Here is a 21,471-nt window from a genome sequence, read left to right on the forward strand (position 1 = left end):
TGTCACGCTGATCAGCCGCGAGTCTGCCGTGCGACGTCCTGCACCACGTCGACGAGCCGTCCGGTGCGGGCGAACACGGCGCGCTGCCGGGCCGCGCCGGTGCCGTGCCGGCGCAGTCCGCCCAGCAGGTCGGTCACCTCGTCCCAGTCGCCGTGCTGCTCCAGCGCCGGCCGCATGCGCTCCACGAACCGGTCCAGCAGCTCCCAGGCCGGGCGCAGCTCCCCGGTGGTCACGTCGACGCCCTGGCCCTCCAGGCCGTCGTGGGCGGCCCGCCAGTGCGCGCCGACGAGCAGGTGATGATCGGTCTGCAGGGCCGGGCGGCCGGCGTCGACGTCGGCCATGGCGGTCGCCACCAGAGCGCGGACCAGCGCGGCGACCAGCACCGCGTCGTCCACCGACGGGCAGACGTCGCCGATCCGCAGCTCCACGGTGGGGTACTTCGCCGACAGCCGGGCGTACCAGTAGAGCATCCCCTCGTCGAGCATCACCCCGCTGGAGATCAACTGGCGGATCAGCCGCTGGTAGTGCTCGTGCGACTCCAGCCAGGGTGTCGGCGCCACCGACGGCCAGCGCTCCCACTCCACCGAACGCCAACTGGCGTAGCCGGTGTCCTCGCCCCGGGCGAACGGGGAGTTGGTGGTGATCGCGTGCAGCATCGGCAGCCACGGCCGGACGTGGTTGAGCACCTGCACACCGGTCTCCGGGTCGGGGACGCCCACGTGCACGTGCATGCCGTTGTTACCCGGGCCGGGAACGAGCAGCCGGAACCGCTCGATCATCCGGTCGAAGCGCGGCTTGTCCACCACCGGCGGCACCGGCCCGTCCACCGGCCCGGTGCCGATGGCCAACAGCCGTACGCCTGCCCGCTCGGCGGCGTCGGCGAGCGCGTTGCGCAGCACGCCGAGGGAGTGCCGGATCGAGGACAGCTCCAGGCCAGGTGGGCTGCCGATCTCGATCTGGCTGGTCTGGAACTCCCGCTCCACCTGCCCGCGCAACTCCGCCGGCACCTGCTCCAGCACCAGGTCGACGGCGGGTACCGCGGCCCCGGTGTGCGGGTCGACGAGCAGGAACTCCTCCTCGACACCCACGGTGAGCAACTCGGTCCCCGCGGTCGTCCCGCTGGGCGCCTCCGTCACCTGGCCCGTCATCGCGACACCACCGTCCGTTCCAGCCGTTCGCGGTCGGTCCGCGTCGGTCAGTCGGTTGGTTACCCGCAGTGGCGATGCCGGGAAACGTGGCAAACGGCGTGCCTGCGAGCGCTCGTCGCGGTTTGGCCGGCTGGTGTGACACCGGGTCCTATGCTGAGCCCGTGCCGGTACCGCTGGGGTTCCTCTGGGTGGCGTGGATGTCCGCGTTCACCCAGCTCACCCTGCTCGCGGACCGCCCGACCGACCTGCTGGCGGGCGCCGCGCTGACCGCACTGGTGCTGCTCACCGCGCTGCTCGCGGCGCGGGTGCCCGGCGCCTCCGGTGGGCCGGGCTTCGCACGCCGTTGGGCCGGGCTGCGAGCCCGATCCCGTGGCCGCCGGATGCCCCGTCAGATCGACCCGGACGCCGCCGGGCGACCCCGCCCCCGCGCACCCGGGCACCCCTCGGCCGCGTAGCGCCACACCGCCACGCGGCCGATCCCGCCGTCACCGGTCCTTTCGCCCGGCGGACGCCGCCGGGGGAGGACCCCACCGGAATCGGACCGAGGGGTTTCCCATGCTCGCCTTCGCACCACTGCACAACGTCGTCGGCGCGGCCGGCGCGGCGCTGTCCTGGCTCACCGATCTGCTCGAACCGCTGGCCGGCGGCATGGCGACCGCCGCCGCCATCGTCCTGTTCACCATCGCCGTGCGGTTACTGATCTCACCGCTGACCGTGGCGCAGGTCCGCGGGGAGCGGCGCCGCGCGGCGCTCGCCCCGCAGGTCCGCGACCTTCAGCGGCGGTACGCGAACGACCCGGCGAAGCTTCAGGGTGAGGTGTTCGCGCTGTACCGGTCGGCCGGCGCCAACCCGGTCGCGGGCTGCCTGCCGCTGCTGCTCCAGGCACCGTTCCTGCTGGTCCTGTACCGGCTCTTCAGCACCAGCGAGGGCGGCACCGGCCTGCTGGACGAGCGGCTGGCCGGGGTGCCGCTGGGCCACCACATCAGCGACGGGTTGACCGGGGCGGCCGGCCCGCTCTTCGCCGTCCTGCTGGTCCTGCTGCTCGTGCTGGCCTGGTGGTCGTCGCGGCGTGCGCGCCGGGCGTCGGCGGCGGTCGGGACGGTGGCCGGTACGCCCACGGAGGGGCCGGGCGCCGCCACGCTCGGCCGGCTGCTGCCCCTGCTGCCGTTCGCGACCGTGCTGGTGGCGCTGGTGCTGCCGCTCGCCGCGGTGATCTACCTGTTGACCACGACTGCCTGGTCGGCGCTGGAGCAGGTGGTGCTCCGGCGCCCGCAGGCAACGGCACCGCAGACCGCGTAGGAGCGTGAGGGCCCCTGCTTCGGGCGGGGGCCCTCACACCGTGCCCTCTGGACAGGAACAGTTAACTGTCTTAATAATTAGCGCCTACGTTGACATCCATGGATGCCCAATCGGGCGTGGAGGGCCGCATGAAGCCTGCCAGATCCCTTGTCCTGTCCCTGGTCACCGCACTCGCCGCGACGCTCGGGGCGGCCTGGGTCGCGCTGCCCGCGTTCGCCGCCGGAGCCACCGCCAGCTTCGTCAAGACCGCCGAGTGGGGTGCCGGCTGGGAGGGGAAGTACACCATCACCAACGGCGGCGGCTCGACCATCAACGGTTGGAGCCTCGTCTTCGACCTGCCGTCCGGCACCACCCTGGGCAGCTACTGGGACGCGTTGCTCACCTCCGCCGGCCAGCGGCACACCTTCACCAACCGTTCCTGGAACGGCAGTATCGCTCCGGGCGCGTCGGTCTCCTTCGGCTTCCTGGCCAGCGGCTCCGGCTCGCCGACCGGCTGCCAGCTCAACGGCGCACCGTGCGGCGGCGGCACCCCACCGACCACCCCGCCCCCGACCACGGCACCCCCGACCACGCCGCCCCCCACCACGGCACCCCCGACCACGCCGCCGCCCACCGGAGGGTTGCCGAAGCACCTGCTCACCGGCTACTGGCACAACTTCGACAACCCCGCCGTCGAGTTGCGACTGCGCGACGTCCCGATCCAGTACGACCTGGTCGCGGTCGCCTTCGCCGAGGCCACCGCCACACCGGGCGCGCTCACCTTCGGCGTCGACCCCGGGCTCTCCGCGGCGCTGGGCGGCTACACCGATGCGGACTTCACCGCCGACGTGCGTACGCTGCGCAGCCGCGGTCAGCACGTGATTCTCTCCGTCGGCGGCGAGGTCGGCCGGGTCACGGTCAACGACGCGGCGTCGGCCACCGTGTTCGCTGACACCGCCGCCGCACTGATCGCCCGATACGGCTTCGACGGCATCGACATCGACCTGGAGAACGGGCTCAACCCGACGTACATGGCGCAGGCGCTGCGAGCGCTCCGGGCCAAAGTCGGTGCCAGCCTGATCATCGCGATGGCCCCACAGACCATCGACATGCAGTCCCCGGCCGGCGGCTACTTCAAGCTGGCCCTGGACATCAAGGACATCCTCACCGTGGTCAACACCCAGTTCTACAACTCCGGGGCGATGCTCGGCTGCGACCAGAACGCCGCGTACTCCCAGGGCACGGTGAACTTCATCGTCGCGCTGGCCTGCATCCAACTGGAGGCCGGGCTGCGCCCCGACCAGGTCGGTCTCGGCCTGCCCGCCGGCCCGGGTGCGGCCGGTGGCGGCATCGTCGCGCCCAGCGTGGTCAACGCCGCGTTGGACTGCCTGGCCCGGGGCACCAACTGCGGCAGCTTCCGGCCGCCGCGCACCTATCCCGGCATCCGGGGCGCGATGACCTGGTCGGTGAACTGGGACGTCAGCAACGGCAACGGCTTCGCCCGCACGGTGGCCCCGCACCTGGACACCCTGCCCTGAGTCGTCGCAACCCGCCCGGCGCTCCGCCGGGCTGAACGGGACGCGGATCAGCGACCGGCGGTCACCGACCGCCGGTCGTCGCGCTCCCGGCGGCGGCGGAGCTTACGGACCACCCAACTCGCCAGCATGACGACGAAGACCGCGACGATGGCGTAGTTGAACCAGTCGCTGTACCGCTCGACGTCCTGCCAGCGGCTGCCCAGCAGGTATCCGGCGCCGACGATGAGGCCGTTCCACACGCCGCTGCCGATCGTGGTGAGCAGGATGAACTCGCCCAGCGGCATCCGGTTGGCCCCGGCCGGAACGGAGACCAGGCTGCGGACCACCGGCACCACCCGGCCGATCAGCACCGCCCACCGGCCGTGCCGCTCGAACCAGCGGTCGGCCTTCTCCAGGTCGTCGCGGTCCACCAGCGGGATGTGATCCAGCCACCGCTTGAGCCGCTCCTCGCCCAGTGCCGCGCCCAACCAGTAGAGCACCAGCGCGCCCACCAGTGAACCGACAGTCGCGGCCAGCACCACGAGGAAGACGTTGAACTGGCCCTCGTGGGCCAGGAAGCCGGCCATCGCCAGCACGATCTCGCTGGGGATGGGCGGAATGATGCTCTCCAGGGCCACCAGCAGGGCCACGCCGAGCGGACCCGTCCCCTCGATCACCGTGGCCACCCAGCCGGTCAGCCCGGTGAACTGGGACGGGTCGCCAGCCTGGGCGTACGCCATTGGTCGTCCTTCCGTGGCGGCAACGGGGATCAGATCCTCATACCCATCGGCGCGCGACGCACACCACCCGGCTGCGTCCGGCCGTTAGTCCTCCGGGTGCAGCGTCGTGTCGGCCGGCCCCTGCCGCCAGCCGCTGAACCGCACGGTGAGCCCGGCCCGCGACGGCGCGCAGCAGAATGGACCGGCCGTGACCTGCGCCGCCGGGTCCAGCGGCGTCAGCCGAACCAGCCGCCACGGCTCGTCGTCCACCCGGGCGCGGACGGTCAGCGCGTCGCCGGCCCGACTGACCCGGATCGTGACCTCCCGGCCCGCCCACTGCGGCACCGGCGCCACCGACCAGTCGGAGAACTCCCGCGTCACCACCGCGCCGAGTTGCAGGTCGCCGTCGCTCATCTCGACGCCGGCCTTGGTCCAGGTGCGCTCGTCCACCCACACCAGCGCGCCGGCCTGGTCGAACTGCTCGTGCAGGTCGAGGGCGAAGCTCACCTCCATGGCGCTGCCGACCGGCAGCGGCGCGAGCAGGGCCGGGGCGTCGTCGTGTACGAAGCCGTAGCTGGTCCGCCGCCAGAGGTCACTCTCCGCCGCCGGCTCGACCACCAGTTCCCCGGCCGGGGAGTGCTCGACGCGCACGGGCGGGTGCAGCCAGGCGCCCCGGGCCCAGTCCAGCGGTTCACTCGGCGGTACGAGGTCGAACTCCATGACGGGAACGGTACCGGTCGGGTTTGCGGCGATGATCAACCGGAGATGTTTGGACGGCATGGGTGACCGTTGGTATTCCGAAGCCGTCGTTTACTGCCTCGACATCGACACGTACGCCGACTCCGACGGCGACGGGGTCGGAGACATCCGCGGCCTGATCGGCCGGCTGGACTATCTGGCCCGGCTGGGCGTGACCTGCCTGTGGCTGCACCCGATCCACCCGTCACCCAACCGCGACGACGGGTACGACGTCACCGACTTCTACAACGTGGACCCGCGCTTCGGGACCCTCGGCGACTTCGCGGAGCTGCTGCACCAGGCGCAGAACCGGGGCATCCGCGTGATCATCGACCTGGTGGTCAACCACACCTCCGACGAGCACCCGTGGTTCCAGTCCGCCCGCTCCTCGCCGGACTCGCCGTACCGTGACTGGTTCGTCTGGTCCGACACCGAGCCGAGTGACCGACACCAGGGCATGGTCTTCCCCGGCGAGCAGAAGGAGACCTGGAGTTACGACCGGACCGCCAAGGCGTGGTTCTACCACCGGTTCTACAAGTTCCAGCCGGACCTCAACCTCGCCAATCCGCAGGTCCGCGCGGAAATTAAAAAGATCATGTCGTTCTGGCTCCAGCTCGGTGTCGCCGGCTTCCGGATGGACGCGGTGCCGTTCATCATCGAGCTGACCGAGCCGGGCAACCCGAACTCGCCAAAGGACTTCGAGTTCCTCAGCGAGCTACGCCAGCACGTGCAGTGGCGACGCGGCGACGCCGTCCTGCTGGCCGAGGCGAACGTCGAACCCGACGAACTGGCGACGTTCTTCGGCGACGGCGGCGGCTCCGGCAACCGGATCCACATGCTCTTCGACTTCATGCTGAACGGTCGACTCGTGCTCGCCCTGGCCCGGCAGGACCCGGAGCCGCTGATCGACGCGTTGCACGACACCCCGAAGCTGCCGGTCGGCGGGCAGTGGGCCACCTTCCTGCGCAACCACGACGAGATCGACCTGTCCCGGCTGACAACCGAACAACGCAACCAGGTGTACGCGCAGTTCGGCCCGGACGAGAACATGCGTATCTACGACCGGGGGATCCGTCGCCGGCTCGCCCCGATGCTGAACAACGATCGGCGGCACATCGAGCTGGCGTACGCCCTGCAGTTCTCGATGCGCGGCACGCCGGTGCTGCGCTACGGCGAGGAGATCGGGATGGGCGAGGACCTGTCGTTGCCCGGCCGGGAGGCGATCCGTACGCCGATGCAGTGGTCGTACGCGGCGAACGCCGGCTTCTCCACGGCGGACCCGGAGAAGCTGGTCCGCCCGGTCATCGACAAGGGTGAGTTCGGCTATCAGAAGGTCAATGTCACGGCCCAGTGCAGCGACTCGAAGTCGTTGTTCGCCTGGTTCGAACGCATGATCCGGACGCTGCGCGAGGCGCCGGAGATCGGCTCCGGCTCGACCACCCACATCGATGTCGCGATGCCGGCCGGAGTGCTGGCCCACCGGGCGGACGGGCCGACCGGGACCATGGTGTTCGTCCACAACCTCGGTACGGATGACGTCGAGGTGGACCTGAGCAGCCTCGAACCGGAAGCCGACATGCCGATCGACGTGCTCTCCGACCGTGGCTACGGCGAGTTGGGCAAGCTCGGCGCGGTGAAGGTCGCCGGGCACGGATACCGGTGGATTCGCCTATGCCGGGGTCGGGGGTTCTGACGCTAAGCTCCTCCGATCACCCCAAGTTACCCGGAGGTAGTCATGTCGGAGGAGCCCCGCGTCGCCATCGTCACCGGAGCCGCACGCGGTATCGGTGCGGCCACCGCCCGGCGGCTGGCCGCCGACGGGATGGTCGTCGCCGTCGTCGACATCGACGAGGCGGCCACCAAGGAGACGGTGGACGCCATCGCAGGCGCGGGCGGCCGCGCCTGCGGCGTGGGTGCCGACGTGTCCGACCGTGCGCAGGTCGAAGCGGCCGTCGAGCGGATCGCCGCCGAGTTGGGCGCGCCCACCGTGCTGGTCAACAACGCCGGCGTACTCCGCGACAACCTGCTGTTCAAGATGACCAACGCCGACTGGGACACGGTCATGGGGGTGCACCTGCGCGGCGCGTTCCTGTTCAGCCAGGCCGCTCAGAAGCACATGGTCGAGGCGAAGTGGGGCCGGATCGTCAACCTCTCCAGCACCTCCGCGCTGGGCAACCGGGGCCAGGCCAACTACGCCGCCGCCAAGGCCGGCCTGCAGGGCTTCACCAAGACGCTCGCCATCGAGCTGGGGCCGTTCGGGGTGACCGTCAACGCGGTCGCCCCCGGCTTCATCGTCACCGACATGACCGCCGCCACCGCCGCCCGGATGAAGGTCGACTTCGAGGATCTCCAGAAGCACGCCGCCGCCGAGATTCCGGTGCGCCGTCCGGGTCGCCCGGAGGACGTCGCGCACACCATCTCGTTCCTGACCAGCGAGGGCGCGGGGTTCGTCTCCGGCCAGGTCATCTACGTCGCCGGTGGCCCCCGGGCCTGACCCGTACTCCCGACGGGGGCGCTCCATCCACCAGGGAGCGTCCTCGTCGCCTGGTCAGGCCGGGTCGCGGCGGGTCCGCCAGAGCCAGAACAGGCCGAGCACCGGCAACACCAGCGGGATGTAGCCGTACCCGCTGCCGAACTGCGACCACACCGTCTCGTCGGGGAAGAGCTCCTTGTCGACCAGGCTCAGGACGCCGACCACGACGACCCCGACCAGCTCCACCGTGCAGCAGGCCAGTGCCACCCGCCGACCGGCGTGCCCGGCGCGGGCCAGCCCCACCGCGGCCACGATGTAGATGAGCGCGGCCACCGCGGAGAGCAGGTACGCCACCGGCGCCTCGTCGAACTTGGTGGCGATCTGCAGGCCGGCCCGGCTGGTCGCCGCGATAGCGAAGATCAGGTAGACGGCGATCAGCAGGCGACCCGGCCCGCTGTTCGTGGTACGACGCGCCGGTTGTGTCTCAACCACCAAGCACCTCCCAGGTCTGCTGCAACCGGACCACCACGACCGGGGTCACCAGGCAGACCGCGCAGACGATCCCGGAACCCCACCGGGTCGGCTCCATCCGGGCCAGCACCCAGGCCAGCGGCGGCAGGCAGACCAGCGTGACCAGGTAGCCGAAGAACGCGCCCGGCTCACCGGGGCGGTCGCCGCCACCGATCGCGACCAGCGCGAGCACGCCCAACGCGAGCAGCGCCAGTTCCAGGAGAGCCAGGCCGGCGAACTGCACCCGGTCCGGTGGCCGGTGACGTACCGCCATGACCAGCGCCCACACCGCGACGAGCAGCGACAGCACGATAGATACCGTCGCGAGGAGCCCGTCCACCGGCGAGTTGGCCGCCGCAGCGCTGGTCATCGGCCCCACCTGGTCGTTGCCTCGGTCACCGGCACAGCCTACTAACTGTCGTAGTACCCCTCGATGCTGCCTCGCTGTCGTCTGCCGGGGCGGCCCGGCCGGCGTCGGCTCCGCCTGCCCGGCACCGCCATCGTGAACACTCCGGTTGGTCAACCCGCCGCCGCCGTGCCTGGTGGGGCGACTAGCGTGGATCACGCCCGTGGCGTCGCCGCGGCGCGGGAAGACGGCGGAGGTACACGTGCTGCGGTTCGGCTTGTTCGGCACCGGTCACTGGGCGATCGAGACGCACGGGAAGGCGTTGCACGCACACCCGGACGCGGAACTCGTCGGGGTGTGGGGGCGTAACCCGGAGCGGGCCGCCTCCCTGGGCGAGATGTACGGGGTGCCGACGTTCAACGACATCGACGCCCTCATCGAGCAGTGTGAGGCGGTCGCCGTCGCGCTGCCGCCGGACATCCAGGCCGACATCGCGGTCCGGGCGGCCACGGCCGGCCGCCACCTCCTGCTGGACAAGCCGCTGGCGCTCACCGACGCCGACGCCGACCGGGTGGTCGCCGCCGCCGACGCGTCCGGGGTCGCCTCGGTCGTCTTCTTCACCCAGCGGTTCCAGCCGAACGTCACCGCGTTCCTCGCCGCGACCGCCGCCGCCGGTGGCTGGCAGCACGGTCGGACCACCGCGTTCGCGTCGATCTTTCAGGAGGGCAGCCCGTACGGCGGGTCGCTGTGGCGTCGGGAGCACGGCGCGCTCTGGGACATCGCCCCGCACGCGCTCTCGATCCTCCTGCCGGTGCTCGGCCGGGTGACCCAGGTCGCCGCCATGGACGGGCCGAGCGGGATGGTGCACCTGTTGCTCACCCACGAGGGCGGCGCCACCAGCAGCGCCTCGCTCTCCCTGGACGCCCCGACCGAGGCGATGGCCCGGGAGTTCGTGTTCTACGGCGAGAACGGCATCGAGACCGTTCCGCTCGGCGAGTACGACGCCGCCACGGCGTTCGGTGTGGCCATCGACCAGCTCATCGAGCAGGTGCAGGCCGGCACCCGCGACCACCGCTGCGACGTCCGCTTCGGCCGCGAGGTAGTCAACATCATCTCCGCCGCCGAAGCCGCCCGAACCACCTCCCGCACAATCTCCCTCCCCTAACGCCCCCACCCCCACCCCCACCCCGTTGATCATGAAGTTAGCGACGCCCGGCACGGCGTGTCGGGACACTAACTTCATGATCAACGGGAGTGGTCGGGGTGGGCGGCCCAGAGGGCGGGGCGGTGGGGGTTTAGGACAGGGTCGTCAGCGCGGCGGCCAGTTCGTCTGGGGACTCGAACTGCTCCACGGGCAACGCCTGCAACATCTGCAACAGGGCGGTGCTGGCCCCGTTCTCCTGCCCCCAGCGGACCAGGTCCTCGCGGGAGACCGGGTAGTCGAGCCCGGCCAGGTACTCCTGCAACTGCACCCCGGTGACGGTCATGCCGGCCGGCTACCCGCTCGCTCCGGGCGTACACCGGGACGGTCGGCGGTGTCGTCCACCCGGCGGCGGCCCACGGACGGCGCGACCGGCGGCCCGGCCCACGCGGCCCACAGACCGCGCGGCCGAAGGGTGGCGCGACCGGCGGCCCGGTCTGCGCGACCGGGTGGACGGCGTGTCGGTGGGCGGCGCGCCGACGGTTTGTCGAAGCGGTCGCCGGGTAGCCGCTGCCATGCTGGTTCAGCGGCTCGGCGCGCCGAGCGACTTCGACCCGTTGCTGGAGCGCGTCCGGGACGCCCGGGTGGTGATGATCGGTGAGTCCACCCACGGCAGTTACGACTACTACCGGCTGCGCGAGCAGCTCACCCGCCGGCTGATCGCGGAGTGTGGCTTCTCCTTCGTGGCCGTGGAGGGCGACTGGCCGGACTGCGACCGGGTGCACCGCTCGGTCACCGCCGCGCCGGGCGGGGCGCTGGATCCACAGAACGCGTTGGAACGGTTCGAGCGGTGGCCGACCTGGATGTGGGCGAACGCCGAGGTGGCGCGCTTCTGCAGTTGGTTGCGGGCGTGGAACCTGGAGCGGCCGGAGCAGCAGCGGGCCGGCTTCCACGGGCTCGACGTGTACAGCCTCTGGGAGTCGATGCAGGCGATCTTCGACTACCTGGGGGAGGAGGATCCGACCTCGCTGGAGGCGGCGCAGGACGCGTACCGGTGCTTCGAGCCGTACGGCAAGCGGGTCGAGGATTACGGCGCGGCGAGCCGGTTCGTCTCCGCCCGGTGTGAGGAGGAGGTGATCCGGCTGCTGGCGCGGACCCGGGAGCATGCGCTCTCCGACGGCCCGGGCCGCTTCTCGGCCTGGCAGAACGCCGAGGTGGTGGCCGGCGCGGAACGCTACTACCGGGCGATGGTGGGCGGTGGCCCGGATTCCTGGAACATCCGCGACACCCACATGCAGGACACCCTGGACCGGCTGCTGCAACGGTACGGCCCGGAGGCCCGCGGGATCGTCTGGGCGCACAACACACATGTCGGTGACGCGCGGGCCACCGACATGGCCGCGGACGGGATGGTCAACATTGGTCAGTTGGCCCGGGAACGGTACGGCGACGACGCGGTGACGTTGATCGGGTTCGGCAGCTACCGGGGCACGGTGATCGCCGCTCCCCGGTGGGGCTCGCCGCCGGAGGCGATGGTGGTGCCGCCGGCGCGGGAGGGCTCGGTCGAGCGGCGGTTGCACGAGCTGATGCCGGAGCGGGCGGTGCTTGTCTTCGGCGGTGACCAGCCGGGCTGGGTCACCGACACCGCGGACCACCGGGCGATCGGGGTGGTCTACGACCCGTCCTTCGAGTCCTGGGGCAACTACGTGCCGACGCGGCTCGGTGAACGCTACGACGCCTTCATCTGGTGCGACGAGACCACCGCCCTGCACCCGCTGGCTGTTCCCGCCGTCCCAGGAGAGATGGAAACCTACCCAGCCGGGGTGTGATCAAGGCTGGTGTCGATCATGGAGTTGTGGTGCGGGACGAAGGGCCCGGATCGGGGCACAACAGGCACCACAACTCCATGATCGACAGGGGTGGGGTTAGACCCGGGTTGGGACGTGGTCTGGCAGTTCGGTGCGCAGGCCTTCGCCCTCGATGTCGACGTTGGGCAGGGCGCGGTTCAGCCAGCGCGGCAGCCACCACGCCCGGTCGCCGAGCAGCGACATCACCGCGGGGACGATGGTCATGCGGACCACGAAGGCGTCGATGGCCACACCGATGGCGAGCGCGAAGCCCATCGACTTGATCACCGGGTCCTCGAGGAAGACGAAGCCACCGAACACGGAGATCATGATCAGGGCGGCGGCGGTGACCACCCGGGCACCGTGCCCCATGCCGCTGATCGTGGCCTGCCCGGCGGTCTCGCCGTGCACGTAGTCCTCCCGCATGCGGGACACCAGGAAGACCTCGTAGTCCATGGCGAGGCCGAACAGGATGCCGATGAGCAGGATCGGCAGGAAGCTGATCAGCGGGGCGGGACTGTCCAGGCCGACCAGGCTGGCGAGGTGCCCCTGCTGGAAGACCGCCACCGTGATGCCGAACGTGGCGGCGACGGTGAGCAGGAAGCCCAGCGCGGCCTTGATCGGCACCAGCAGCGAGCGGAACACCAGCATCAGCAGCAGGATCGAGAGCCCGACCACCAGCAGCAGGTAGACCGGCAGCGCGTCGGAGAGCTTCTCGGAGACGTCGATGCCGACGGCGGTGACGCCGGTGAGCAGCACCTCGGCGTCGGGGATCCCGCGCACCGCGTCGCGGATGTCGTTCACCACGGTTTCGGTGGCCTCGTCGGTCGGGCCGGTCTTGGGCACCACCCCGAGCAGCGCGGTCCGGCCGTCCGGGCTGACCTGCGGCGGCGCCACCGCGAGGACGTTCTCGGTGCCCTGGATGAGGGCGGTGACCTGCGGCACGGCGGCAGAGGTGGCCTGCGGCGTGTCACCGGCGACCACCACCGCGAGCCGGCCGGTGAAGCCCGGCCCGAAGCCCTCGGTGGTCAGGTCGCTGGACACCCGTTCGGGCGAACCGACGGCCGCCGTCGACGGGTCCGGCAGGGCCAGCCGCATGTCCGGCGTGGGCAGCGCGAGCAGCCCCAGGCCGAGCAGGCTGAGCAGGATGACCGGTACCCGGAACCGGGTCACCAGGCGTGCCCAGCGGAAGCCGAAGGCGGACCGGTCCTCGGTCGGCGCGGTCGCGGCCGCGGGCTGGTGGTCGTCGAGGTCCGGGCCGGGCGCGGCAGCGGTAGCCGAGCGCAGCCGGCGGGGGAGCACCCGGCGGCCGGCGAAGCCGAGCAGCGCGGGCTGGAGGGTGATCGCGACGAGCACCGCGACGGTGACGGTGCCGGCTGCGGCGAGACCCATCACGGTGAGGAACGGGATGTTCACCACGGCCAGCCCGGCCAGGGCGATGACCACTGTGGCGCCCGCGAAGACCACGGCGGAGCCGGCGGTGCCCACGGCCCGGCCGACCGCCTCCTCCGGGGAGAGGCCGTCGATCAGGTTCTGCCGGTGCCGGGAGGTGATGAACAGCGAGTAGTCGATGCCGACCGCGAGACCGAGCATCAGCGCCAGGATCGGCGCGGTGCTGGTCAGCTCGATGACACCGCTCAGCGCGAACAGACCGGCCATGCCGACGCCCACGCCGATCAGGGCGTTGAGCAGGGTCATCCCGGCGGCGACGAGCGAGCCGAACGTGATGACCAGAACGATCGCGGCCACCAGTACGCCGAGCGCCTCGGTGGAGCCGACTTCCGGCTCACCACCCAGCACCTCGCCGCCCGGTGCGACCTGCCAACCCTGCGCCTCGGCGGCGGCACCGACCTCCTCGTACGCGGTGCGCTGCTCGTCGGTCACCCCGTCGAAGCCGTTCGCGAACTGGACCTGGACCAGCGCGTACCGGCCGTCGGGCGAGACCGCGCCGACCTGGAGCGGGTCGACCGCGCCGACCACGCCGGGCAGCGCGGAGGCCTCCCGGACCAGCTCCCGCAGCACGGTCTGGCCCTCGGCGCCGGCCAGTTGGCCGTCCGCCGGTGCCTTGACGGCGATGGTGCCGGTGGTGCCGCTGGCTACCGGGAACTGTTCGGCGAGCAGGTCGAGGGCGCGCTGGCTCTCGGTGCTGGGCATGGTGAAGTTGCTCGCCGTCGGGCCGCGCAGGGTCGCCGCGGCCAGACCGGCGGCGACGAGTACGACGAGCCAGAGCGCGACGACGAGCCGTCGCCGGCGCAGCGCGCCCCGGCCGAGCCGGTAGAGCAGGGTGGCCATCAGGAGTCCTTGTCCTCGGTCGTGGATGGTTGGGGCAGAGTTGCATCGACGGGCGTGATTCCGCGTCGGACGAGGGTGAGCAGGGCGACGCGCAGTTCGTCGTCGGGTACGTCGACGAACTCGGCACACGCCTCGGGGATGCCGGCCAGCAGCACGAACGCGGTGATGCGGGCGGCTGGCAGATCGGAGTGCCCGGCCAGGGCGTCTCGCAGGCGTTCGGAGATCTGCTGGATGTGGGCGAAGGCCGGTTGGCAGAGCAGCTCCGCGAATTCGCCGCGCAGGAGCGCGATCTCCCGCCGGAACCGGACGGCGAGGTCGACGAAGCCGGCTGCCGCGGCTGCCTGGCCGTCGGCGCCGGTGTGGCCGGCGAGCTGCTCGTCGAGGTCCCGCAGCACCGAGATGGCCGGTGCCATCAGCTCGGCGAGCAGGGCTTCCTTGTTGGCGAAGTGGTAGAGCACGGTGGCCTTGGAGCAGCCGACCTCGCGGGCGATGTCCTGCAGGGAGGTGCCCCGGTAGCCGGTCACCGCGAACTGTCGCGCCGCCGCGGCGAGGATCTCGCCGTGCGTCTCGGACACTGCTCTCGCCATCACTGATCCACCTCCGCAGACCAGCATGCCTGACCGATCGGTCAGACCTGACCGATCGGTCAGAGATCTGTGGTGGCGTTCCCCACACCCGGACCGGGTTTACCCGGCGTGCTCCCGGTCGTACCTGGTCCGCGCCTCGGCGATGGCCCGGCGGTGCCGCTCGGCCCAGTTGGTCAGGGCGACGAGCGACTCGTACAGCTCCATCGCCATCGGGGTCGCCGTGTACTCGACCTTGGGCGGCACGGTCGGATAGACCCGGCGGTGCAGCAGACCGTCGCGTTCCAGGTTGCGCAGCGTCAGCGTGAGCATCCGGCGGCTGATCCCCTCGATGTGCCGCTCCAACTCGGTGAAGCGCACCGGTCCGTTGGAGGCGGCCACCAGGATGCTGATGCTCCACTTGCCGCCGACCCGGTCGAGCACCTCGCGGACGGTGCACGCCCGGGCCTGCCCCGGGGTGAACGGCACGTCGCCGGCGGCGCAGGTCAGCTCCGCCTCGACCAGCGCGGACACATCGCTGTTCCTCTGGGACATCACAGTGCCTCCTTCCGCTCCGACTCATGGTCACAGACGATGGCGTCGGTAACAAAGCGTGCACCTAGGAGGGTTCCATGGACCGGGTCGTCCCGTCCCGCTGGCCGGCGCTGCTCGTGCTCTGCGCCGGCAGCCTGATGATCATCTTGGATGGCAGTGTGGTGGCGGTCGCGCTGCCCGCCGTCCAGCGCGACCTGGGCTTCACCGCCCCCGGCCTGGCCTGGGTGGTCAACGCCTACCTGGTCGCGTTCGGCGGGCTGCTGCTGCTCGCCGGCCGACTCGGCGACCTGCTCGGCCGGCGGCGCGTCTTCCTGGCCGGCGTCACGCTGTTCACCCTGGCCTCGCTGGGCTGTGCCGTGGCGACCGGACCAGCCCTGCTCGTCGCCGCGCGGTTCGGTCAGGGCGTCGGCGGCGCGCTCGCCATGGCGGTCAGCCTCGGCATGATCGTCCGGCTCTATCCCGGGCCAGCCGAGCGGGCTCGCGCCATCGCGGTCTTCAGCTTCACTGGCGCGGCCGGCGCCTCGATCGGGACGGTGGCTGGCGGTTTGCTCACCGAACTGGCCGGCTGGCGGTCGATCTTCCTGGTCAACCTTCCGATCGGCGTGCTCATCCTGGTCGCCACCGTCCGCACCCTTGCCGCCGAACGGGGGATCGGCCTGCGGGCGGGCCTCGACGTACCCGGTACCCTGCTCGCCACCTCCGGACTGATGGCCGCTGTGCTGGGCATCGTGGGCACCGGTGAGCACGGCTGGACCAGCCCTCGGACCCTCGGCGCGGCGGCGCTCGCGGCACTGCTGCTCGGCGGGTTCGCCGTCCGCCAGCGCACGACGGCGACCCCGCTGCTGCCGGGCCGGGTGCTGCGCATACCGGGCCTGGTCGCGGCGAACACCGTGCAGTTCCTCATGGTCGCCGCGTACTTCGGTTTCCAGTTCCTGCTCGCCGTGGAGCTGCAACTGGTCCTCGGGCTGGACGCGGCAGCCACGGGCTGGGCCTTCCTGCCCACCCCGGTGGTGATCGCCGTGATCTCGCTCGGCCTGGCCGGTCGGCTGATCGCCCGCTGGGGTGCCCGGACCGTGCTGCTGGTCGGGCTCGGCCTGGCGACCGTCGGCTTCCTGCTGCTCGCCCGGCTGCCCGCCGACGGCGGCTACCTCACCGACGTACTCCCCGCGATGGTGGTCTTCGGGGTGGCCGGCGGCCTGACCCTGCCGGCGGTCACCACCCTGGCCATGGCCGGCGCGACCGACACGGACGCCGGGCTCGCGTCCGGGCTGGCCAACACCACCCAGCAGATCGGCGGCGCGGTCGGCCTGGCCGCGCTGAGCACCCTGGCCGCCGCACGCGCCGACGGCCTGCGGACCGCCGGCTGGGACGAGGTGGCCGCGCTGGCCGGCGGCTACCGGACCGCGTTCGCGGTGGCCGCCGCCCTGGTGGTCACCGCGCTGCTGGTCGCGCTTGCCACCCTGCCCCGCGCGGATCGCCGGAACCGACCCGCGCCGAAGCGCCGCGTCCGGTTGACCGACAGCTCCCCGGCCGGGAGGGTGATCGGGTGACCGAGGCTGACGAGACCCGGGACGGCGTGGCCCTGACCAACCTGGACCAGCCGCTGTCCGACCGCGCCGACGCGACCAAGCGGGACCTGGTCGACTACCTCGACGCGGTCCGGGAGCCGATCCTGAAGCAACTGCGCGACCGGCCTCTGTCGGTGATCCGGGTCCGCCCGGGGCAGCCGCCGTTCATGCAGAAGAACCTGCCGAAGTACACCCCGGACTGGGTCCACCGGGTGCCGGTCTGGGCCGAGGCGTCGCAGCGGGAGATCTCGTACGCCCTCTGCGACGACCGACGGACCCTGCTCTGGTTCGCCAACCAGCGGGCGGTCGAGTACCACCCGACGCTTGCCACCGCGACCGACCTGGGCCGCCCGACCCACCTGGTGCTGGACCTGGACCCACCCGAGGGCGACGGGTTCCGCGCGGCGGTCGGCGCGGCCCTGCTGGTCCGCCAGGCGCTCGCCGACGCCGGTCTGGCCGGGGCGGTCAAGACCAGCGGCGCCAAGGGCGTGCACGTCTTCGTCCCGGTGGCCGACGAGCCCACGGCGGAGGAGTTGGCCGCCGCCACCCGCGCGCTCGCCGCCCGTGCCGAACGGCTGGACCCGGCGCTCGCCACCACGGCGTACATCAAGGAGGACCGGGGCGGCAAGGTCTTCGTGGACGCCACCCGGGCCGGCGGGGCGACGGTCGTGGCCGCGTACAGCCCTCGGCTGCGTCCGGGGATGCCGGTCTCCTTCCCGGTCGACTGGGCCGACCTGACCGAGGTGGCCCCGGCCGACTTCACCATCCGGACCGTGCCGCCGCTGGTCGCCGCCGCCGACCCGTGGGCCGCGCTGATGCCGGCGCCGCAGGCGCTGCCCGCCGACCTGGTGGCCGAGGGGCGCACCATCCCGGTGGCCCGCGTGCAGGCCATGCACGAGGGCAAGCGCCGGGCCCGCGCCCGCCGCGAAACCGCCTGACGGTACGCCTCGACGGGGCGCTGCCCAGCGCGGCGCGGCCTGCTCGGCTCTGCCCGTACCCGCCCGGCTCTGCCCGTACCCGCTCGGCTCTGCCCGTACCCGCTCGGCTCTGCCCGTACCCGCTCGGCTCTGCCCGTACCCGCTCGGCTCGGCCCGCCTGCCCGCTGGGGCGTTGCCGCGATCCGCGGTGCCGGGCGGGTCGGCGATCCAGGTTTGTCGGTGCCATGTGGCACGATTTTCCGGGTGAGCAGCAGACCCGCCGCAGCCCAGCGCCTGAGCGATCTCGCGCGGCTGCGCCGTGTCCGCGACCGGATCGACCGGGAATACGCGCAGCCGCTGGACGTCGAGGCGCTCGCCCGGGGTGTCCACATGTCAGCTGGGCATCTCAGCAGGGAGTTCCGGCTCGCCTACGGCGAATCTCCGTACAGCTATCTCATGACCCGCCGCATCGAACGCGCGATGGCCCTGCTGCGCCGGGGTGACCTCAGCGTCACCGATGTCTGTTTCGCGGTCGGCTGCTCGTCGCTCGGCACCTTCAGCACCCGCTTCACCGAGCTCGTCGGCGTGCCGCCCAGCACCTACCGCCGGGAAGCGGCGGACGCGACCGACGGCATGCCATCCTGCACGGCCAAACAGGTGACCAGACCGATCAGAAATCGAGAAGCGCAGGTCACGCAACCGCGCCTAACGTGACCGTCACGGGTCGACGCGGCGTGGGTGACCCGTCGAGCGCGACCCGACCGGCGCCACCCGGAGGCGCAGCGCCCGCCCGACAGATGGAGACACGATGAGCAAGGCCACGGACTCGTCCGCGCCGCATGCCGCCGACCGCCACGACCTGATCCGGGTGCAGGGCGCTCGCGTCAACAACCTCAAGGACGTCACGGTCGAGCTGCCAAAGCGTCGGTTGACGGTGTTCACCGGCGTCTCCGGTTCGGGCAAGAGCTCGCTCGTGTTCGGCACCATCGCCGCCGAGTCGCAGCGCATGATCAACGAAACGTACAGCGCCTTCCTGCAGGGCTTCATGCCGACGCTGACCCGGCCCGAGGTAGACGTTCTGGACGGGCTGACGACGGCGATCATCGTCGACCAGGAGCGGATGGGCGCCAACGCCCGATCCACCGTCGGCACCGCCACGGACGCCAACGCGATGCTGCGCATCCTCTTCAGCCGGCTCGGGCAGCCGCACATCGGCTCGCCGAACGCGTTCTCCTTCAACGTCCCGTCGGTCCGGGCGACCGGCGCGATCACGGTCGAGCGTGGCGCCGGCAAGACGAAGACCGAGAAGGCGACCTTCAACCGGCTCGGCGGCATGTGCCCGCGCTGCGAGGGCATGGGCTCCGTCACGGACTTCGACCTGTCCGCGCTCTACGACGACAGCAAGTCGCTCAACGAGGGTGCCGTGACGATCCCCGGCTACAGCATGGAGGGCTGGTATGGGCGGATCTTCCGTGGTTGCGGCTTCTTCGACCCGGACAAGCCGATCAGCACATTCACCAAGAAAGAGTTGCAGGACCTGCTCCACAAGGAGCCAACCAAGATCAAGATCGAGGGCATCAACCTGACGTACGTCGGCCTGATCCCGCAGATCCAGAAGTCGTTCCTGGCCAAGGACATCGACACGCTGCAACCGCACATCCGCGCCTTCGTGGAGCGGGCCGTGACGTTCACGACCTGCCCGGAGTGTGCCGGCACCCGGCTCAGCGCGGAGGCCCGGTCCTCGAAGATCAACGGTAGGAACATCGCCGACGTCTGCGCGATGCAGATCAGCGACCTGGCCGACTGGGTCCGGGGCATCGCGGAGCCCTCGGTGGCGCCGCTACTCGCCGGGCTGCAACACCTCCTCGACTCGTTCGAGGAGATCGGGTTGGGCTACCTGTCCCTCGACCGGCCGTCGGGCACCCTCTCCGGTGGCGAGGCGCAGCGCACCAAGATGATCCGCCACCTCGGCTCGTCACTCACCGACGTCACCTACGTCTTCGACGAGCCGACCATCGGGCTGCACCCGCACGACATCGCGCGGATGAACAACCTGCTGCTGCGGCTGCGCGACAAGGGCAACACCGTGCTGGTCGTGGAGCACAAGCCGGAGGCGATCGCCATCGCCGACCACGTCGTCGATCTCGGCCCCGGGGCCGGCACCGCCGGTGGCGAGGTGGTGTTCGAGGGCACCGTGGACGGGCTGCGGGCCAGCGACACCCTCACCGGCCGGCACCTGGACGACCGGGCCAGCGTGAAGACATCGGTACGGACGCCGTCGGGCGTGCTGGAGGTGCGGGGCGCGAGCACCCACAACCTGCGGGACGTCGACGTCGACATTCCGCTGGGCGTGCTGGTGGTGGTGACCGGGGTGGCCGGGTCGGGTAAGAGCTCGTTGATCCACGGCTCGGTGTCCGACCGGGAGGGCGTGGTGTCGGTCGACCAGAGCGCGATCCGCGGGTCGCGTCGGAGCAACCCGGCGACGTACACCGGGCTGCTGGAGCCGATCCGCAAGGCGTTCGCGAAGGCCAACGGTGTGAAGCCGGCACTGTTCAGCGCCAACTCCGAGGGCGCCTGCCCCGGCTGCAACGGCGCCGGCGTCATCTACACCGACCTGGGAATGATGGCCGGTGTGGCGGCCACCTGCGAGGAGTGCGAGGGCAGGCGTTTCCAGGCTTCGGTCCTGGAATACCGGTTCGGTGGCCGCGACATCAGCGAGGTGCTCGCCATGTCGGTGACCGAGGCGGAGCGGTTCTTCGCCGACGGCGAGGCGCGTACGCCGGCCGCGCACGCCATCCTCGACCGGCTCGCCGACGTCGGCCTCGGTTACCTGAGCCTCGGCCAGCCGCTCACCACCCTGTCCGGCGGCGAGCGGCAGCGGCTCAAGCTGGCCACGCGGATGGCCGAGAAGGGCGGCGTCTACGTCCTCGACGAGCCGACCACCGGCCTGCACCTCGCCGACGTCGAGCAGTTGCTCGGCCTGTTGGACCGGCTCGTCGACTCCGGCAAGTCGGTGATCGTCGTCGAGCACCACCAGGCCGTCATGGCGCACGCCGACTGGATCATCGACCTGGGTCCGGGTGCCGGTCACGACGGCGGCCGGATCGTCTTCGAGGGCACCCCGGCCGATCTCGTCGCCGCCCGCTCGACGCTCACCGGCGAGCACCTCGCGGCGTACGTCGGCGGCTGAGCCCGCGAGATCAGGTCTCGGCTCGGCCTGGTCGGCTGATGGGGGCGGTGAGCATGCCGGTGATGGCGTCGACGAGGAAGTCGCCGACCTCGGGCCATCGGGGGTCTTCGCCGTCACGTTCGGCGCGTGCCTCGACCTCTGCGGTCGCGGTGCTGACGATGCGGGTGATCAGTCGCGCCCGGCCGGCGACCACGTCCGGGTCGAGGTGCCGCAGCCGCGCGGCGAGTGACGCGCGCAGTTGCAGTGCCTGTGGCGTGATGTCCTGGGCTTCCCGCATGATCGGCTCAGTGGCGGGGTTGTGGAGTACGTGGTCGAGGAACCGGGCCCGCCAGCTCGGGCGCGGTAGCTGGTCGAGGACCCGCATGCTGGGCGCCACGAGACCGCGTATGTCGCCGAGGACGGAGTCGTCGGGTGGTGGCATCCCGGCGCGTTGTTGCGTCACGTCGTGCACGTGGCGGGCCAGAAGCGCCTTCAGCAGCCCTTCGCGCCCGCCGAAGTAGTAGCGCACCGCCGAGTGGTTGGTGTTCCCGGCTGCCTCGGCCACCCTCCGGTCGGAGATCTCCGCGACGCCTGATTCGGCGAACAGCCGCTCGGCCGCGTCCAGCAGCGCGGTGCGTGCCGCCCCGGACCGCCTCATGACCTGGCCCCCTCGTGTGTCCGCCGAGATGT

General features: G+C 71.5%; 21 protein-coding genes. 11 read left to right on the forward strand and 10 right to left on the reverse strand.

All coding sequences use genetic code 11. The annotated features are described in order from the left end of the window. Positions 1-11 precede the first annotated feature (11 nt). Complete coding sequence (locus ABZ780_RS16440) at positions 12-1,148, reverse strand: glutamate--cysteine ligase (RefSeq protein ID WP_357486523.1); 1,137 nt, start codon at positions 1,146-1,148, stop codon at positions 12-14. A gap of 161 nt (positions 1,149-1,309) precedes the next feature. Here ABZ780_RS16440 and ABZ780_RS16445 point away from each other — a divergent pair, with 161 nt between their 5' ends. From ABZ780_RS16445 to ABZ780_RS16455, 3 genes are all read left to right on the forward strand, one after another. Continuing rightward, positions 1,310-1,603 (forward strand): DUF6412 domain-containing protein, encoded by a 294-nt coding sequence (locus ABZ780_RS16445; protein ID WP_357486525.1) that lies wholly within the window; start codon positions 1,310-1,312, stop codon positions 1,601-1,603. A 100-nt stretch (positions 1,604-1,703) separates the two neighbouring features. Then, positions 1,704-2,447 (forward strand): membrane protein insertase YidC, encoded by a 744-nt coding sequence (yidC, locus tag ABZ780_RS16450; RefSeq protein ID WP_357486526.1) that lies wholly within the window; start codon positions 1,704-1,706, stop codon positions 2,445-2,447. Between the two features lie 128 nt (positions 2,448-2,575). Beyond that, positions 2,576-3,964, forward strand: a complete 1,389-nt coding sequence (locus ABZ780_RS16455; RefSeq protein WP_357486528.1) for a cellulose binding domain-containing protein — start codon at positions 2,576-2,578, stop codon at positions 3,962-3,964. 47 nt (positions 3,965-4,011) lie between these two features. Here the strand turns inward: ABZ780_RS16455 and ABZ780_RS16460 are convergent, their stop codons facing one another. Together ABZ780_RS16460 and ABZ780_RS16465 are read right to left on the reverse strand one after the other, a co-directional pair. Further along, positions 4,012-4,683, reverse strand: a complete 672-nt coding sequence (locus ABZ780_RS16460; RefSeq protein WP_357007630.1) for a DedA family protein — start codon at positions 4,681-4,683, stop codon at positions 4,012-4,014. Positions 4,684-4,767: 84 nt separating this feature from the next. Beyond that, positions 4,768-5,382, reverse strand: coding sequence for a DUF1349 domain-containing protein (locus tag ABZ780_RS16465; RefSeq protein ID WP_357486530.1), 615 nt, complete (start codon positions 5,380-5,382; stop codon positions 4,768-4,770). A 58-nt stretch (positions 5,383-5,440) separates the two neighbouring features. Here ABZ780_RS16465 and ABZ780_RS16470 point away from each other — a divergent pair, with 58 nt between their 5' ends. Then, a complete protein-coding gene (locus tag ABZ780_RS16470) occupies positions 5,441-7,093 on the forward strand; it encodes an alpha-amylase family protein (RefSeq protein ID WP_357486532.1) in 1,653 nt (550 codons plus the stop codon). Between the two features lie 42 nt (positions 7,094-7,135). Further along, positions 7,136-7,894, forward strand: coding sequence for a 3-oxoacyl-ACP reductase FabG (gene fabG / locus ABZ780_RS16475; RefSeq protein ID WP_357486534.1), 759 nt, complete (start codon positions 7,136-7,138; stop codon positions 7,892-7,894). Between the two features lie 54 nt (positions 7,895-7,948). Here the strand turns inward: fabG and ABZ780_RS16480 are convergent, their stop codons facing one another. Next, positions 7,949-8,365: a hypothetical protein gene (locus tag ABZ780_RS16480; protein WP_357007642.1), complete on the reverse strand. Its 417-nt coding sequence runs from the start codon at positions 8,363-8,365 to the stop codon at positions 7,949-7,951. Further along, a complete protein-coding gene (locus ABZ780_RS16485) occupies positions 8,358-8,753 on the reverse strand; it encodes a hypothetical protein (RefSeq protein ID WP_357007645.1) in 396 nt (131 codons plus the stop codon). The genes ABZ780_RS16480 and ABZ780_RS16485 overlap by 8 nt, the downstream gene beginning before the upstream one ends. Positions 8,754-8,994: 241 nt before the next feature. On the opposite strand from ABZ780_RS16485, the gene ABZ780_RS16490 reads away from it, so the two are divergent. After that, complete coding sequence (locus ABZ780_RS16490; RefSeq protein WP_357008218.1) at positions 8,995-9,894, forward strand: Gfo/Idh/MocA family oxidoreductase; 900 nt, start codon at positions 8,995-8,997, stop codon at positions 9,892-9,894. A gap of 130 nt (positions 9,895-10,024) precedes the next feature. Here the strand turns inward: ABZ780_RS16490 and ABZ780_RS16495 are convergent, their stop codons facing one another. Beyond that, the gene (locus tag ABZ780_RS16495) at positions 10,025-10,216 is read right to left on the reverse strand and encodes a DUF2795 domain-containing protein (protein WP_357007648.1); all 192 of its coding nucleotides are present in this window, start codon (positions 10,214-10,216) and stop codon (positions 10,025-10,027) included. 229 nt (positions 10,217-10,445) lie between these two features. Between ABZ780_RS16495 and ABZ780_RS16500 the strand changes: the two genes are divergently transcribed. Continuing rightward, entirely contained in the window at positions 10,446-11,699 is a 1,254-nt protein-coding gene (locus ABZ780_RS16500; protein WP_357486535.1) for an erythromycin esterase family protein, read from the forward strand. A 96-nt stretch (positions 11,700-11,795) separates the two neighbouring features. On the opposite strand, the gene ABZ780_RS16505 is transcribed toward ABZ780_RS16500, so the two are convergent. From ABZ780_RS16505 to ABZ780_RS16515, 3 genes are all read right to left on the reverse strand, one after another. Next, complete coding sequence (locus ABZ780_RS16505; RefSeq protein WP_357486537.1) at positions 11,796-14,009, reverse strand: MMPL family transporter; 2,214 nt, start codon at positions 14,007-14,009, stop codon at positions 11,796-11,798. Further along, positions 14,009-14,596, reverse strand: coding sequence for a helix-turn-helix domain-containing protein (locus ABZ780_RS16510; RefSeq protein WP_357007656.1), 588 nt, complete (start codon positions 14,594-14,596; stop codon positions 14,009-14,011). Before ABZ780_RS16510 ends, ABZ780_RS16505 begins: the two co-directional genes overlap by 1 nt. A gap of 99 nt (positions 14,597-14,695) precedes the next feature. Continuing rightward, entirely contained in the window at positions 14,696-15,130 is a 435-nt protein-coding gene (locus ABZ780_RS16515; protein WP_357007659.1) for a helix-turn-helix domain-containing protein, read from the reverse strand. A 74-nt stretch (positions 15,131-15,204) separates the two neighbouring features. Here ABZ780_RS16515 and ABZ780_RS16520 point away from each other — a divergent pair, with 74 nt between their 5' ends. From ABZ780_RS16520 to ABZ780_RS16535, 4 genes are all read left to right on the forward strand, one after another. Further along, complete coding sequence (locus ABZ780_RS16520; RefSeq protein ID WP_357486539.1) at positions 15,205-16,677, forward strand: MFS transporter; 1,473 nt, start codon at positions 15,205-15,207, stop codon at positions 16,675-16,677. Then, positions 16,674-17,633 carry an ATP-dependent DNA ligase gene (locus tag ABZ780_RS16525; protein ID WP_357486541.1) on the forward strand — a complete coding sequence of 320 codons (960 nt, stop codon included), beginning with the start codon at positions 16,674-16,676 and terminating at the stop codon, positions 17,631-17,633. Before ABZ780_RS16520 ends, ABZ780_RS16525 begins: the two co-directional genes overlap by 4 nt. Positions 17,634-17,876: 243 nt before the next feature. Further along, on the forward strand, positions 17,877-18,326 hold the full coding sequence (locus tag ABZ780_RS16530) for a helix-turn-helix transcriptional regulator (RefSeq protein WP_357486543.1): 450 nt from the start codon (positions 17,877-17,879) through the stop codon (positions 18,324-18,326). A gap of 94 nt (positions 18,327-18,420) precedes the next feature. Next, the gene (locus ABZ780_RS16535) at positions 18,421-20,802 is read left to right on the forward strand and encodes an excinuclease ABC subunit UvrA (protein WP_357486544.1); all 2,382 of its coding nucleotides are present in this window, start codon (positions 18,421-18,423) and stop codon (positions 20,800-20,802) included. Between the two features lie 10 nt (positions 20,803-20,812). Here ABZ780_RS16535 and ABZ780_RS16540 read toward each other — a convergent pair whose 3' ends face one another. Then, the gene (locus tag ABZ780_RS16540) at positions 20,813-21,439 is read right to left on the reverse strand and encodes a helix-turn-helix domain-containing protein (protein ID WP_357007671.1); all 627 of its coding nucleotides are present in this window, start codon (positions 21,437-21,439) and stop codon (positions 20,813-20,815) included. Between the last annotated feature and the right edge of the window lie 32 nt (positions 21,440-21,471).

This window comes from Micromonospora sp. NPDC047467 (genome assembly GCF_040643095.1).
GTDB lineage: Bacteria > Actinomycetota > Actinomycetes > Mycobacteriales > Micromonosporaceae > Micromonospora.

What these genes read in the sequence shown, in the direction of transcription:
- ABZ780_RS16460 (WP_357007630.1), bottom strand. Translation starts at nt 4,683, where the DNA reads ATGGCGTACGCCCAGGCTGGCGACCCGTCCCAGTTCACCGGGCTGACC.
- ABZ780_RS16495 (WP_357007648.1), bottom strand. Translation starts at nt 10,216, where the DNA reads ATGACCGTCACCGGGGTGCAGTTGCAGGAGTACCTGGCCGGGCTCGAC.
- yidC (WP_357486526.1), top strand. Translation starts at nt 1,704, where the DNA reads ATGCTCGCCTTCGCACCACTGCACAACGTCGTCGGCGCGGCCGGCGCG.
- ABZ780_RS16510 (WP_357007656.1), bottom strand. Translation starts at nt 14,596, where the DNA reads ATGGCGAGAGCAGTGTCCGAGACGCACGGCGAGATCCTCGCCGCGGCG.
- ABZ780_RS16500 (WP_357486535.1), top strand. Translation starts at nt 10,446, where the DNA reads ATGCTGGTTCAGCGGCTCGGCGCGCCGAGCGACTTCGACCCGTTGCTG.
- ABZ780_RS16470 (WP_357486532.1), top strand. Translation starts at nt 5,441, where the DNA reads ATGGGTGACCGTTGGTATTCCGAAGCCGTCGTTTACTGCCTCGACATC.
- ABZ780_RS16485 (WP_357007645.1), bottom strand. Translation starts at nt 8,753, where the DNA reads ATGACCAGCGCTGCGGCGGCCAACTCGCCGGTGGACGGGCTCCTCGCG.
- ABZ780_RS16440 (WP_357486523.1), bottom strand. Translation starts at nt 1,148, where the DNA reads ATGACGGGCCAGGTGACGGAGGCGCCCAGCGGGACGACCGCGGGGACC.
- ABZ780_RS16520 (WP_357486539.1), top strand. Translation starts at nt 15,205, where the DNA reads ATGGACCGGGTCGTCCCGTCCCGCTGGCCGGCGCTGCTCGTGCTCTGC.
- ABZ780_RS16505 (WP_357486537.1), bottom strand. Translation starts at nt 14,009, where the DNA reads ATGGCCACCCTGCTCTACCGGCTCGGCCGGGGCGCGCTGCGCCGGCGA.
- ABZ780_RS16540 (WP_357007671.1), bottom strand. Translation starts at nt 21,439, where the DNA reads ATGAGGCGGTCCGGGGCGGCACGCACCGCGCTGCTGGACGCGGCCGAG.
- ABZ780_RS16465 (WP_357486530.1), bottom strand. Translation starts at nt 5,382, where the DNA reads ATGGAGTTCGACCTCGTACCGCCGAGTGAACCGCTGGACTGGGCCCGG.
- ABZ780_RS16535 (WP_357486544.1), top strand. Translation starts at nt 18,421, where the DNA reads ATGAGCAAGGCCACGGACTCGTCCGCGCCGCATGCCGCCGACCGCCAC.
- ABZ780_RS16455 (WP_357486528.1), top strand. Translation starts at nt 2,576, where the DNA reads ATGAAGCCTGCCAGATCCCTTGTCCTGTCCCTGGTCACCGCACTCGCC.
- fabG (WP_357486534.1), top strand. Translation starts at nt 7,136, where the DNA reads ATGTCGGAGGAGCCCCGCGTCGCCATCGTCACCGGAGCCGCACGCGGT.